Source organism: Marinomonas sp. ef1, assembly GCF_002806845.1.
In the GTDB taxonomy this organism is placed as follows: domain Bacteria; phylum Pseudomonadota; class Gammaproteobacteria; order Pseudomonadales; family Marinomonadaceae; genus Marinomonas; species Marinomonas polaris.
In genome coordinates this window covers 312438-324984 of record NZ_NHTT01000002.1, presented here as the reverse complement: position 1 = coordinate 324984, position 12547 = coordinate 312438, and the positions used below count along the sequence as shown (strand labels likewise).

The window sequence follows — 12547 nt, the reverse complement described above, 5'->3', positions numbered from 1 at the left end:
AGATAAAAATGTCTCACTAAGGATTTCTATGCTCTCGGCATTAACTAACTCACTGACACCAATATTATTGATGATTTGCTTGGGCTTCTTTCTTGGTAAAAAGACAGACTATCTAGAAAACCCATCACTGGCCGCACTGGTTTCAAACTTAGGCTTGCCTGCCTTGCTACTTTATTCTGTTTTATCGATGCAGATGCAAGTTTTCAGCATGCTCAAAATTATCGCCGCGACAGCTCTAGTATTAGTTTTGGTGTCGCTCATGTCATTTGTTTTTCTAAAAGCACTCAAGTTACCTACACGCTTTTATCTGCCACCTTTAGTCAATCCTAATACGGGAAATCTTGGTATACCTGTTGCCTACGCATTATTTGGTGCCGAAGGTATGGCTATCGCCGTGGTAATTTCATCAGTGGTACAAATTAGTCATTTTACCTTGGGCGTTGGTTTTATGTCTGGCACCTATCAACCTAAGCAGCTGTTAAAAAATGGTCCCGTTATTGCCTTAGTGATTGGTGCGCTTTTCCTAAGTTTTAATATTAGCTTACCCACGCCTTTGATGAACACACTGAACATGCTCAGCCATATAACATTGCCTATTATGCTAATGCTACTAGGTAGATCCATTAGTGGTCTATCTATAAAAGAAAGCAGCAAAATCGGTCGCGCTTCTCTCTTATCACTATTTCGCCCAGTGGTAGGCGTTCTTTGTGCATGTTTGGTTGTCTACTTTTTTCCACTTAGCCGCCTGGAAGGCTCTGTATTAATTGTACTCAGTGCCATGCCTGTGGCAGTTATTAGTTATATGCTAGCAAGCAAGTTTAAGGGGCCAGTAGATGAAATTGCCCTCATGATTCTTATTTCTTTACCCATGTCACTTTGTATTGTTAGCTTGCTCTGGTGGCTGTATCTTTAAGTTGCCTTAAAAAATAAATTTCCGAAAAAAAACCGCATAATTTTAATATTATGCGGTTTGAATTTTAAAGCTAAGTAAAAACTACTGGCGCGTTAAACGATCATTCCCCAACACTAATGGTGCTGTTGAACGATATGGATTGATATCCAATCCTCCGCGCCTTACATAACGTGCATAGACAGTTAAACTCTCCGGCTTACACTGACGCATGATATCAATAAAAATTCGCTCAACGCATTGCTCATGAAAGTCGGTATGCTCACGGAATGAAATAACATACTTCAACAAGCTTTCGTGGTGAATCTTAGGGCCTTTATAATCAATAAAAACCGAACCCCAATCTGGTTGATTGGTCACAGGGCAATTTGATTTTAAAAGATGGCTAACCAATCGCTCTTCAACCACCCCCATTGTCTCATCAGTCTCTAATAAGCCTGCATTTGGCTGATATTCTGATACATCAACATCCAGTTCATCGATGCAATAATCAGGCGTTAATACTACCAACGATGCCATTGAATCAACATCGCGAATAATAACCGTCACTTCAGCACCAGCGGCCCGCGAAAGATCTTTCTCAAGTATGGCTTGGACTTCTTCAGCTGACTCATAACGCATTTGATTCAATGAATTCAAATACAATTTAAACGATTTTGATTCAATAATATTTGGCGAATCACAAGGTAAACGAAATTCAGCCAAGGCAACGATTGGCTTTCCTTTCAAGTTTAACCATGACAGTTCATAAGCATTCCAAACATCTTCACCAAAAAACGGCAGTCGCTCAGACTCGATAGCCATCTCAGTCCATTTATCAACTCTTGCAATGGGGTAAAGCAACCCTGCATCGTACTCAGAAACATATTCTGTTTGCTGACCTAAGGGTAAAAAGCCCATATAACACTACCTCAACTTCTAATACCTTTGCCCTGATTGAGCAAACGCAGACCGAATCCAAACAACACCACAATAAATACGCAAACAATAACAAGTGCCCAATATACGTTAATATCAGAAACACCCAAAATGCCGTAACGAAACGCATTAACCATATAAAGAACTGGGTTTAATAGCGAAACGGATTGCCAGAAATCAGGCAGCAAATCGATAGAATAAAACACTCCACCTAAGTAAGTGAGCGGCGTTAAAATAAAAGTCGGAACAATGGATACATCATCAAAACTTCTAGCGTAAATAGCGTTAACAAAACCGCCTAGAGAAAACATAATTGCCGTCAAACACACCACAAGAATCGTTAGGAATAAGCTTTCTAACGCCAAATGAGTAAAAAACAGCGACAGCACAGTAACAATCAAACCAACACACAAACCACGAGCCACACCGCCAAGCGTGTACCCCATTAGAATCACCCAGTTTGGTGTAGGAGAGACCAACAACTCTTGCACACTATGTTGAAACTTCGCAGAAAAGAACGACGAAGACACGTTGGAATATGAGTTTGTGATGACAGACATCATGATCAAGCCTGGCACAATGTATTGCATATAACTAAAGCCACCCATTTCACCAATTCGATCACCGATTAAGTTGCCGAAAATAGCAAAATATAATGTCATCGTAATAGCTGGTGGCAATAATGTCTGTGGCCAAATACGAGTAAATCGACGAATTTCTCTTACCAAAATCGTATAAAATGCGACCCAAATTTCCGAATTTTTCATCTATCTAGCCTTTAATTAATTTAACGAAGAGCTCTTCGAGTCGATTAGACTTGTTACGCATACTCACGACGTTGACGGAGATTGCATCAAGCGCCTGAAAGATGGCATTGATAGATTGCCCTTTAATAACTTCAACTTCGATCGTACTCGCGTCTTTACTGACTAACACACTGAAGCCAGGTAAAGCCCAGCCATTAGGCAGACTAGTATCTAAATCCAAAATAAAGGTTTCTTGATTAAGTGTTTTCAACAAAGCCTTCACACTGGTATTTTCAACAATTTGACCCGCATTAATAATGGCAATGTTTCGGCACAACTGTTCTGCTTCTTCCAGATAATGTGTGGTTAAGATAATTGTCGTACCTTGCTCATTTAGTTTTTTGATGAACTCCCACATAGAACGGCGAAGCTCAATATCGACACCGGCGGTTGGCTCATCCAAAATAAGCACTTCAGGCTCATGAATTAATGCTCTGGCTATCATTAAACGACGTTTCATACCGCCAGATAGCATTCGCGATTGATCGTTTCTTTTATCCCAAAGGTCTAGCTGTTTTAGGTACTTCTCCGCACGCTCTTCTGCTAACGAACGGCTAATACCATAAAAACCAGCCTGAGTTACCACAACATTAAAAACGGTCTCGAACACGTTAAAATTAAACTCTTGTGGCACAACACCAAGATATTTTTTGGCTTTGGCAAAATCTTTATCAATATCTGTACCAAAAATAGACACTTTGCCCGATGTTTTATTCACTAACGAGCATAAAATACCGATTGTCGTAGACTTGCCCGCTCCATTTGGACCGAGTAACGCGAAGAAATCTCCTTTTTCAACTTTTAAATCGATACCTTTTAGCGCTTCAAAGCCGCTATCATAGCGCTTTTTAAGGTCACTAATTTCGATTGCATATGTCATAATTGAAGTTCTCGTACGGCAGTAGCCGACTAAATAGTTACTTACTTGAATAGGGTTTTACGTGGAATCACGCACACAATACATACTTGACGCTTTTGCTGATTTGCGTCAGCGCATCGCAGAACACGCACCTTTTGATCAACCAGACTTGGCAGAAGAAGAATTAGACTTCTTAGAAAAGTGGGACGGCCTGATAAAAAACATTCAGGAAAATACCCATGATTATACTTTCGATGCCCAAGAGGTATTATCACGCTTCATACGATGCTACGCAAATCTAGTCCCTCTAATAAAGAGAGAGCTATTATGGTTTGTCGGTGGCGAATGCCTGCATTTTCTAGGTGATGAGGAAATTGCTCTTTATCAACAGCTGGAAGACCATTTATATGAGCTAGACAGTCAAAATAAAAGCTATGATATATCAAAAGAAATCAGTGCATTACGCGGCACACCAACTCAAATCCATTAATAAAACTAGCTACGGTGGGCAGATTATAATCTGCCCACCTAGTATTTAAGATATTTTCTTAAATACTAATGTTCCATTCGTACCACCAAAACCAAACGAGTTATTTAAAACAACGTCTATTTTACGTTTTTGTGGTGTTCCAGGAACATAATTCAAATCACAACCGTCACTCGGCTCATCTAAATTAATGGTTGGTGGAGCAACTTGATCTCGAATAGCAAGTATCGAAAAAATTGATTCAACTGCTCCCGAGGCACCAAGCAAATGCCCTATCATGGACTTAGTCGAGCTAATTGCGACATCTGATGCATCTTCACCCATTAACGCTTTTACCGCATTAGTTTCTGCTAAATCACCAGCAGGAGTTGATGTACCATGAGCATTAATATAATCGATATCTAAAGGCGTAAGACGAGCATCGTTCAGAGCAGCCCTCATAGCCGACGCAGCTCCTTCACCACTCTCTGGCGGAGCAGTCATGTGATAAGCATCGTCACTCATACCAAAACCCACAAGCTCTGCATAAATTTTTGCACCACGTGCAATAGCATGTTCGTATTCTTCTAGTACTAAAATACCAGCACCATCCCCCATCACAAAACCATCACGGTCTTTATCCCATGGACGACTTGCTGTTTTATGATCATCGTTACGAGTGGACAATGCTCTAGCCGCTCCAAAACCGCCGATACCCAATGGAGTAATAGCCATTTCAGCACCGCCAGCAATCATCACATCAGCATCACCATAAGCGATCATGCGACCTGCCATACCAATATTATGCGTACCAGTAGTACACGCGGTAACAATAGAGATATTAGGGCCTTTAAAACCAAAACGAATCGCAACATGACCTGAAATCATATTAATAATCGCGCCTGGAACAAAAAAAGGAGAAATACGTTTTGGGCCTGACTCATTCAACAGCTCAAGGTTCTTTTCAATCATTGGCAAACCACCAATACCAGAACCTATCGCGCAACCAACACGGCTTAAATCCGCTGTATCGGCATTAAGATTGGCATCATCCAAAGCTTGCACTGCGGCTGCGATACCATATTGAATGAAAAGATCCATTTTGCGAGCCTCTTTAACGCTCATATATTGAGTCGCATCAAAGCCATTTACTTGCGCTGCAAAACGGGTGGAAAACAGACTGGCGTCAAAAGAAGTGATCTCAGATACACCACTCTTTCCTTCCAAGATGCTATCCCACGTATCTTTCACATTATTGCCAAGGGGTGTCACCATTCCCATTCCTGTGACTACAACCCGACGACGAGACATAAGATTTCTCCAGCAATTCGCCCTCAATTCTTTAAGAGCTATTAATAAGAAAAGCCGCTGTAACGAATACAAGCGGCTTTTCGGAAAACTCAGTTCACCAATATCTTACAAGTTAGCGTTGATGTAGTCGTTCGCTGCTTGTACGGTAGTGATTTTTTCAGCTTCTTCATCAGGAATTTCAGTATCAAATTCCTCTTCAAGAGCCATTACTAGCTCAACTGTATCTAGGGAATCTGCACCTAGGTCATCAACAAAAGATGCTGAAGCAACAACATCTTCTTCTTTAACGCCTAGTTGTTCACAAACGATTTTCTTAACGCGTTCTTCAATGCTACTCATTAGAAGTTCCTACTCTACTCATTAACAGCTCAGTGTGAGCATATTATAAAAATTCGATCACCAAAAAAGGTGTGATTCTCGACATGAACCGGAGACGTATTTTCGTTGAATTAAACATAAAATTCAACTCAAATTACGACATATACATACCGCCATTGACATGTAATGTCTCACCGGTAATGTAAGCAGCGCCATTTGACGCCAAAAATGCGACAGCTGCCGCAATTTCTTCTGGTTGACCAAGACGTGATGAAGGCACTTTTTCGACCAATTTGGCCTTATGCTCTTCAGATAACACCTTAGTCATATCCGTTTCAATGAACCCCGGAGCCACACAATTTACAGTGATACCGCGAGATGCTATTTCTGCTGCCAAAGAACGACTAAAACCCTCTAGCCCAGCTTTTGCTGCAGAATAATTTGTTTGTCCGCCATTGCCCATAGAGCCAACAACAGAACTAATACTAATAACACGACCAAATTTTGCTTTAGTCATGCCACGTAAGCAAGCCTTTGTAACACGAAAAACAGAAGTTAGATTAGTATTAATCACTTGATCCCACTCATCTTCCTTCATTCGCATCATTAAATTATCACGAGTAATGCCGGCGTTGTTAACAAGAACCGTTGGCGCACCAAATTCAGCAGTAATTTCTTTAATTACCGCATCAACTGACTCACTTGATGACACATCAAGCACCCAGCCTTTACCATTAGCGCCCAAATATTCAGTAATACTTTGCGCACCAGACTCACTAGTTGCCGTACCAATAACGGTCGCACCTTGCTCAACTAGAGCAACAGCAATCGCTTTACCAATACCGCGAGTAGCTCCAGTCACTAGAGCAATTTTTCCTTCAAGACCCATGTCTGTCTCCAACAATCTATTTCAAAAAGTGCATTTCGAACAAATAATAAAATACTATTACGCAGACAAAGCCGCTTCAAATCCAGCCAAATCACCCAAAGAAGATGTTTCTAAACCTTTGACTATTCGCTTATTAAGACCACTCAGCACTTTACCAGGACCACACTCTACCGTAGACGTTACACCTAATTCCGAAAGTAACACAACAGATTGCGTCCACAAAACTGGCTCACTTAATTGAGAAACCAAGTTTGCCTTGATCACAGAAGGGTCAGAAACAGCTTGAGCAGTAACATTCTGCACCAAAGTGCAGGAAGGCGATTTAAAAACAATAGTCTCAAGTTTCTCGGCTAATTTAGCGCCAGCAGGAATCATAAGCTCGCAATGCGATGGAACACTCACCGGTAAAGGCAATGCACGCTTAGCTCCTGCTTCTTTTGCATTTACCATCGCAGCCTCTACAGCTGCAACATGACCCGCAATCACAACTTGCCCTGGCGAGTTAAAATTAACCGCGCTAACAATACCTGGAGCCGCAGCGCACGCAGCAACCACTTTATCATCATCAAGACCAATAATCGCAGCCATTGCACCATCGCCCGCAGGAACCGCTTGCTGCATGTATTCACCACGCAACTTAACAAGCTCTACCGCGTCAGTAAAAGCAATCACACCAGCACACACTAAAGCAGAATACTCGCCAAGACTATGACCTGCAACATACGCTGGCTTATCACCACCCTGCTGCTCCCAAAGGCGCCATAGAGCAACACTGGCCGTCAACAGCGCCGGCTGAGTTTTATCCGTTTGACTAAGTCTCTCAGCATCATTCTGCACAAGATCCCATAAATCATAACCAAGAACATCAGATGCTTCGGCGAAAGTTTGCTTTATTATTTCATGTTTTTCCGCCAAATCAGCCAACATCCCTAACTGCTGAGAACCCTGACCTGGAAAAACAAAAGCTAATTTAGTGCTCATTTAATCTCCTAGCTATAAAGCTTAACTACAAAGACGCGCTTCTATCGCAGAATACAAATCCGCTCGCGCAATATCAATTCCATACTCTATCGCACCGATCATCGCAGACAAATCTGAACGACCATGACCTTTTACCAAATTGCCACGCACACCCACTAAACAAGCACCATGCCTACGCTCAGTTTGGTAAAAAGTCTCAAACAAGGATGATACGCCGTCAACCCCTTTAAATTTACTCATCATGAAAGACAGCAGCCCCTCTGATGCTTTCAATACAGCATTACCAACCATGCCATCACATACAATGACATTTTTATCGCCATCAAACAGCTCAGTTCCTTCTGCATAACCAAAATAATCAGGCCATATTTTGCTTGCTAAAAGCCGATCCGTTTCTCGAATAACCGCACTACCTTTCGAGCTTTCGACGCCAACATTTAACAGGCCAACCCTTGGCTTTTCATCACTGAGCGCCTCAATATAAGCCGCACCTAACTCTGCAAAGCCAACCAACATTGATGGCGGACAATGGACATTAGCCCCTAAATCCACCAAACATCGCAACGGATTAGAATAAAGCTCCCTTATTAATGCAGGATACAGCTTCGGACGTAACACGCCCAGTATATGGCGAGCTAATGCAACCATAGCACCTGTATTACCCAAGGTCACAACAACGTCCGACGACCGCTGAGCCAATGCACTTAAAGACTGATAAAGCGTACTATTTCGACGACGAAATAAAGACAAGACTATCTCTTCATCTCCATCAATAACGTCAGTGCAAGCAATCAGAGACAAACGTTCATGAGGCGCAGGAAGTTCAAGACCGGGATTAGGGAAATAATAGATGGTGATGACGACATCTGGATAGCGAGAAAGAATCTCTACTGCACCGTCAAATGCAATGCGGGGACCTAAGTCCCCGCCCATAGCGTCTAAAGCTACCCTGATCATGGGTATCTTAGTTACTCACCTTTAGGGGTGATAACTTGACGACCACGGTAAAAACCATCTGCAGAAATGTGGTGACGACGGTGAAGTTCACCAGTAGTCTTTTCTACAGAAAGAGTTGGACCTGTCAAAGCATCGTGTGAACGGCGCTGGCCGCGACGTGAACGAGTTACTTTACTTTTTTGTACTGCCATTTTTGGAGCTCCTAACTTTACTTAGCCTTTAATTGGGCCAATATACTAAATGGATTCGGTTTTTCGTCATCCGGTGCGTCATCGGTAGACGAGGCATACTTTACAGCTGTTGGGTTGCAACCACTTTCTTCGTGATAAGCGACAATTGGTAGGGCAAGTATAATTTCTTGCTCGACCATATCTGCCAAAATTACTTCACCATCGGTCATGACAACAGGATCATAACTATTCGGTAGATTCTTAGCATGATCTTCGTCATAAACGAATCCCAGCGACAAATCTAACGCTAGATCATGTGAAACAGCCCCCATACAACGCTGACAAACAACCTGTACTTGAGCTGTTAATGATCCAGTAGCAATATAGCGCCTATCCTCATCAACTCTAAAGTCTAGATGAATAAAAGCATTACCCTCATCAGAGGCTAATATAGCACAAAGCTCCTTAAATTCATTAAGGGGCACGTACCCTTCGAACGCTTGCTCATAGCTAGCGTATTTACGAGGGTCAAAATATTTAGGTAACGTATCATTCAACATGGCGGGGGATAATATTGCTAAGGGCCCTTTTTGTCAAAGTCTAACTGCTCTTAAAGCGCTTTTTTTCACTTTTTTAAGTCATTAGAGGTAAAAAAAAGTAAAATCATCTTTCATCTCAATAAAATGATTAAAAAACAATGCAAAAAAAACTCATACTCGGCTCGTCTTCTCCTTACCGAAAAGCGCTCTTAGAACGCTTAAGAATTCCTTTTGAATGCCATTCGCCCAACATTGACGAAAGCCCACTTCCCCTAGAATCCGCTGTCGATTTAGTCAAACGCCTTAGTGTTGCCAAAGCGCATGCCGTAAATAACGAACGCCAACAAAATAATCAAAGCTCAAACGAGCTGATTATAACTTCTGATCAGGTTGCAGTATTAAATGGCCAGATTTTAGGAAAGCCTCATACAGAACAAAATGCCATAAAGCAGCTTTCTTGCTTCAGTGGTAAAAGAGTAAGTTTTCTAACAGGACTTTGCGTTTTAAACCAACAAGATCAATCTTATAAGTACACATTAAATGAATACCACGTTCATTTTAGGGTACTAACGACACAAGAAATTACTCAATATGTTTCAATCGAGCAACCTCTTGATTGCGCAGGTAGTTTTAAATGTGAAGGGCTTGGAGTATGTCTTTTTGAAAAAATGGAAGGTGATGACCCTAATAGTTTAATTGGTTTACCACTTATATCTCTATCTCGATCACTTAGAGAGCTAGGAGTAAACCCTATAGGCTAAACTATTGTTAGTAGCCTTTAGGGAAAGAAAAATAGCTCGACTTTGGTGATTCAAGGCCATCAATCGCTTTTAAAGCGGTTTCATAACCAAACTCTACCAATTCTTTAGCCCGCCAGAACTCATAGAAACCAGAGATATCTTTAGGTATAGAGATAAGCAAATCTGGCGGATATCCAGCTAATTTATACTGAGTAAGAGATTCTTGCATAGTCTCAAACATCATATTGATAGTCTGTAATCGCCCCCAACTTTCTGGCGAATACTTAGCCTTTTCATCTGTTTCTTCTTTGTTTTTTCCAAAAAAACCTTTAGTACTCAACCACCAAGCAGGCCCTTCTGGATCACTCTCAGAAACATTGTTCACAACTCGTTCAGCAGGACCATTAAGATCAACCGCAACAATATAGTCCGCCCCAGCTGGCACAGAAGGGATGATAGGTAAAGGATTCAACACCCCACCATCAACATACATTTGACCATTAAGCGTCACAGGCAACACTAGAGACGGTATGGCTGAGGATGCACGCATAGCACTTATCAAATCACCACGCTGAAACCAAAATTCTTTCTGATTCAATAAATCGACAGCTACAGAGGTGTAAGCTATCGGTAAGGACTCAATAGTTGGCTCCCCTATCATGTCTTGAATTTTCTCAAAAAAACGATCACCTTTTACATAGCCACCGTTCAATATAGACATATCTAATAGACGAATAACATTCATTCGATCTAAAGATTCAGCCCATTCACGATACTCAGACAACTTACCCGCAGCATAAATACCACCGACTATCGCCCCAATAGAACAACCAGAAATACTGACAATTTCATATCCACGATCTTCAAATGCTTGAATCACACCTATATGTGCATTACCGCGCGCCGCTCCACTCCCTAAAACCAGAGCAACTGTCTTTTTCGTATTCACTACTACCGCCTAAGGACGAACATAAACAAAAGATATGCGATTAACACCAAGTGATTCGCGACCAAGATCTGCTAAGTTAATAAATCTAACCTTATCTTTAAGCTGATCCCCTAGACCTGCCGACGCCATTGAAATAAGCTGATCCCCCGACTCAATAGCACTTAGAGTTCCTATTTTTTGACTTGTAACAAAACCAACCACATTTTGGCCAGCAGGTAAATCACTGACGAAACGACGTATTCTAGGAATATCCTGCACATCCATCTGGGCTACAATTTCGAACTCTGTATCATTTGCTTCTGCCGATTTCACTACATCTAAACGAACCATCACGTCACCAGCGCCGCGACGATTAAGGTATAAGATCTGATAAGTATCTTGTTTATTTTTAACAACAAGCAAAAACTGACTTTGATCCGAACCATACAAAAGATAATCACCAAAGAAATTATTCGCCCAAGCATTGCTACTACCACAGCTTCGACTATCACACTCGAATAAGATACTGCGGCCGTCACTCAACATTTGTGATCGGTAGTGAGTATATACATCAGACAAAAGCGCATTGCGATTGATTTTGTATAATGAAGAAAAGTAATCACCTTTCAAACGAATAACCGTTTCAGGCTCCCATCCACTGCCAGCACGGCGAATTTTACTCAAAGGAATTTCTACAAACTGCTCAGCTTGAGAATTACTTTTAACTAACTGTGCATCACGATAAGGCTCAATCCCTAATACCCCCGCAAAAGAAACACTACTAAAAGCAGCCAATAGGCACAACACGCCTCGAAACTTAACCATACAACCTTCCTTTCATCCCAACTAAGGATGGGCTAACGCATTAGTTTTGATCAATAAATCGCTGAATTTCAGTTGCTACTGCAAAGCAACTCTCCGGTTCAAGGTGAAAATGGTGATTACCTTCAAGCCATTTTAACTTTATCCATGGAAATTGAGCCGCGCGCTTTTCAACTAACTGATGATCATTCTGATAAATCCCATCTTTAGCAACCAAAGCCAAAGTTGGGCATTTAATTTCCTGGATAAAGGCCTGAACGCTTTCTTCATCCATCCGAAATGGCGAAGGAAAGGTCAACTTTCCATCATGACGCCACGTCCAAATCCCATCAGCATTTTGCTTAGCACCACGTTCAACTAACACTTTTGACGCGAATTTGGACAATTGAGTGAAACCATCCATTCGAGCAAGTACCATATCTTCTTTCGTTTGATAGCTTGTATCCCTACCCAAGCGATATTTGGCCATTTTATTAACAGCTCGTTGTAACGTCACCACACGATCCGCTGGCGCCCCACTCAAGGGCCCCATATTATCAAGCACAATCAGTCCGCGAACCTTATCAGGAGCAATAGCAGCCACCAACATAGCAACAGCACCGCCCATACTATGACCAATTAACCAAACACTTTGCTTGGATTGGTTTAAAATAGACACCACATCCAAAACATAATCCCATAAATGATAAAAACTTCCCGCTGATCGATGTAAAGACAAGCCATGTCCAGCAAGATCTAATGCAACATGAGAAAAATCGGAGAGATGAGGAGATAAGTTAGAAAAACTAGCTGCATTATCAAGCCACCCATGTAGCGACAATACTTTAAATGCCGAGGTATTTTTAGGCAGCCATTGCAAAGCAGCTATTTCAGTATGCGCAAGCTTATAAACGATTTCATTTCCCATATTTGCTTTTAACCAACCCACTAAAT

The 12547-nt window shown here is 41.6% G+C and carries 16 protein-coding genes; 3 read left to right on the top strand and 13 right to left on the bottom strand.

Annotation, left to right across the window (positions count from 1 at the left end; all coding sequences use genetic code 11):
* Positions 1 to 28 precede the first annotated feature (28 nt).
* Complete coding sequence (locus tag CCS02_RS03940; protein WP_072839120.1) at positions 29 to 913, top strand: AEC family transporter; 885 nt, start codon at positions 29 to 31, stop codon at positions 911 to 913.
* A gap of 81 nt (positions 914 to 994) precedes the next feature.
* Here CCS02_RS03940 and queF read toward each other — a convergent pair whose 3' ends face one another.
* The 3 genes from queF to CCS02_RS03925 are packed head-to-tail and all read right to left on the bottom strand — an operon-like array spanning position 995 to position 3514.
* A complete protein-coding gene (gene queF, locus CCS02_RS03935; RefSeq protein WP_072839121.1) occupies positions 995 to 1810 on the bottom strand; it encodes an NADPH-dependent 7-cyano-7-deazaguanine reductase QueF in 816 nt (271 codons plus the stop codon).
* Between the two features lie 11 nt (positions 1811 to 1821).
* Entirely contained in the window at positions 1822 to 2595 is a 774-nt protein-coding gene (locus tag CCS02_RS03930) for an ABC transporter permease (RefSeq protein WP_012069838.1), read from the bottom strand.
* A gap of 4 nt (positions 2596 to 2599) precedes the next feature.
* Positions 2600 to 3514, bottom strand: coding sequence for an ABC transporter ATP-binding protein (locus CCS02_RS03925; protein WP_072839122.1), 915 nt, complete (start codon positions 3512 to 3514; stop codon positions 2600 to 2602).
* 61 nt (positions 3515 to 3575) lie between these two features.
* Here CCS02_RS03925 and CCS02_RS03920 point away from each other — a divergent pair, with 61 nt between their 5' ends.
* On the top strand, positions 3576 to 3983 hold the full coding sequence (locus CCS02_RS03920; RefSeq protein ID WP_072839123.1) for a PA2817 family protein: 408 nt from the start codon (positions 3576 to 3578) through the stop codon (positions 3981 to 3983).
* Positions 3984 to 4028: 45 nt separating this feature from the next.
* On the opposite strand, the gene fabF is transcribed toward CCS02_RS03920, so the two are convergent.
* The 7 genes from fabF to CCS02_RS03885 form a co-directional block, all read right to left on the bottom strand.
* Positions 4029 to 5270 carry a beta-ketoacyl-ACP synthase II gene (fabF, locus tag CCS02_RS03915; protein WP_072839124.1) on the bottom strand — a complete coding sequence of 414 codons (1242 nt, stop codon included), beginning with the start codon at positions 5268 to 5270 and terminating at the stop codon, positions 4029 to 4031.
* A 105-nt stretch (positions 5271 to 5375) separates the two neighbouring features.
* On the bottom strand, positions 5376 to 5609 hold the full coding sequence (gene acpP / locus CCS02_RS03910) for an acyl carrier protein (RefSeq protein WP_012069834.1): 234 nt from the start codon (positions 5607 to 5609) through the stop codon (positions 5376 to 5378).
* 133 nt (positions 5610 to 5742) lie between these two features.
* The gene (fabG, locus tag CCS02_RS03905) at positions 5743 to 6477 is read right to left on the bottom strand and encodes a 3-oxoacyl-ACP reductase FabG (protein ID WP_072839125.1); all 735 of its coding nucleotides are present in this window, start codon (positions 6475 to 6477) and stop codon (positions 5743 to 5745) included.
* Positions 6478 to 6534: 57 nt separating this feature from the next.
* The gene (gene fabD / locus CCS02_RS03900; RefSeq protein WP_100635868.1) at positions 6535 to 7458 is read right to left on the bottom strand and encodes an ACP S-malonyltransferase; all 924 of its coding nucleotides are present in this window, start codon (positions 7456 to 7458) and stop codon (positions 6535 to 6537) included.
* A gap of 21 nt (positions 7459 to 7479) precedes the next feature.
* Positions 7480 to 8415, bottom strand: a complete 936-nt coding sequence (locus CCS02_RS03895) for a fatty acid synthesis protein (RefSeq protein ID WP_100635867.1) — start codon at positions 8413 to 8415, stop codon at positions 7480 to 7482.
* An 11-nt stretch (positions 8416 to 8426) separates the two neighbouring features.
* On the bottom strand, positions 8427 to 8606 hold the full coding sequence (gene rpmF, locus CCS02_RS03890) for a 50S ribosomal protein L32 (protein ID WP_072839128.1): 180 nt from the start codon (positions 8604 to 8606) through the stop codon (positions 8427 to 8429).
* Between the two features lie 17 nt (positions 8607 to 8623).
* Positions 8624 to 9145, bottom strand: a complete 522-nt coding sequence (locus CCS02_RS03885; protein WP_072839129.1) for a YceD family protein — start codon at positions 9143 to 9145, stop codon at positions 8624 to 8626.
* A gap of 137 nt (positions 9146 to 9282) precedes the next feature.
* Here CCS02_RS03885 and CCS02_RS03880 point away from each other — a divergent pair, with 137 nt between their 5' ends.
* Entirely contained in the window at positions 9283 to 9885 is a 603-nt protein-coding gene (locus CCS02_RS03880) for a Maf family protein (RefSeq protein WP_072839130.1), read from the top strand.
* 7 nt (positions 9886 to 9892) lie between these two features.
* On the opposite strand, the gene CCS02_RS03875 is transcribed toward CCS02_RS03880, so the two are convergent.
* From CCS02_RS03875 to CCS02_RS03865, 3 genes are read right to left on the bottom strand one after another with little or no spacing between them, the layout of a single operon-like run.
* On the bottom strand, positions 9893 to 10813 hold the full coding sequence (locus CCS02_RS03875; protein ID WP_100185769.1) for a patatin-like phospholipase family protein: 921 nt from the start codon (positions 10811 to 10813) through the stop codon (positions 9893 to 9895).
* A gap of 9 nt (positions 10814 to 10822) precedes the next feature.
* Complete coding sequence (locus CCS02_RS03870; RefSeq protein WP_100635865.1) at positions 10823 to 11617, bottom strand: DUF4892 domain-containing protein; 795 nt, start codon at positions 11615 to 11617, stop codon at positions 10823 to 10825.
* 40 nt (positions 11618 to 11657) lie between these two features.
* Positions 11658 to 12521 (bottom strand): alpha/beta fold hydrolase, encoded by an 864-nt coding sequence (locus CCS02_RS03865; RefSeq protein WP_232728812.1) that lies wholly within the window; start codon positions 12519 to 12521, stop codon positions 11658 to 11660.
* Positions 12522 to 12547 lie beyond the last annotated feature (26 nt).

Bases quoted from the DNA above. Each gene is read 5' to 3' on its own strand.
- CCS02_RS03940 (WP_072839120.1), top strand. From the start codon at position 29: ATGCTCTCGGCATTAACTAACTCACTGACACCAATATTATTGATGATT.
- queF (WP_072839121.1), bottom strand. From the start codon at position 1,810: ATGGGCTTTTTACCCTTAGGTCAGCAAACAGAATATGTTTCTGAGTAC.
- CCS02_RS03930 (WP_012069838.1), bottom strand. From the start codon at position 2,595: ATGAAAAATTCGGAAATTTGGGTCGCATTTTATACGATTTTGGTAAGA.
- CCS02_RS03925 (WP_072839122.1), bottom strand. From the start codon at position 3,514: ATGACATATGCAATCGAAATTAGTGACCTTAAAAAGCGCTATGATAGC.
- fabF (WP_072839124.1), bottom strand. From the start codon at position 5,270: ATGTCTCGTCGTCGGGTTGTAGTCACAGGAATGGGAATGGTGACACCC.
- acpP (WP_012069834.1), bottom strand. From the start codon at position 5,609: ATGAGTAGCATTGAAGAACGCGTTAAGAAAATCGTTTGTGAACAACTA.
- fabG (WP_072839125.1), bottom strand. From the start codon at position 6,477: ATGGGTCTTGAAGGAAAAATTGCTCTAGTGACTGGAGCTACTCGCGGT.
- fabD (WP_100635868.1), bottom strand. From the start codon at position 7,458: ATGAGCACTAAATTAGCTTTTGTTTTTCCAGGTCAGGGTTCTCAGCAG.
- CCS02_RS03895 (WP_100635867.1), bottom strand. From the start codon at position 8,415: ATGATCAGGGTAGCTTTAGACGCTATGGGCGGGGACTTAGGTCCCCGC.
- rpmF (WP_072839128.1), bottom strand. From the start codon at position 8,606: ATGGCAGTACAAAAAAGTAAAGTAACTCGTTCACGTCGCGGCCAGCGC.
- CCS02_RS03885 (WP_072839129.1), bottom strand. From the start codon at position 9,145: ATGTTGAATGATACGTTACCTAAATATTTTGACCCTCGTAAATACGCT.
- CCS02_RS03880 (WP_072839130.1), top strand. From the start codon at position 9,283: ATGCAAAAAAAACTCATACTCGGCTCGTCTTCTCCTTACCGAAAAGCG.
- CCS02_RS03870 (WP_100635865.1), bottom strand. From the start codon at position 11,617: ATGGTTAAGTTTCGAGGCGTGTTGTGCCTATTGGCTGCTTTTAGTAGT.
- CCS02_RS03865 (WP_232728812.1), bottom strand. From the start codon at position 12,521: ATGGGAAATGAAATCGTTTATAAGCTTGCGCATACTGAAATAGCTGCT.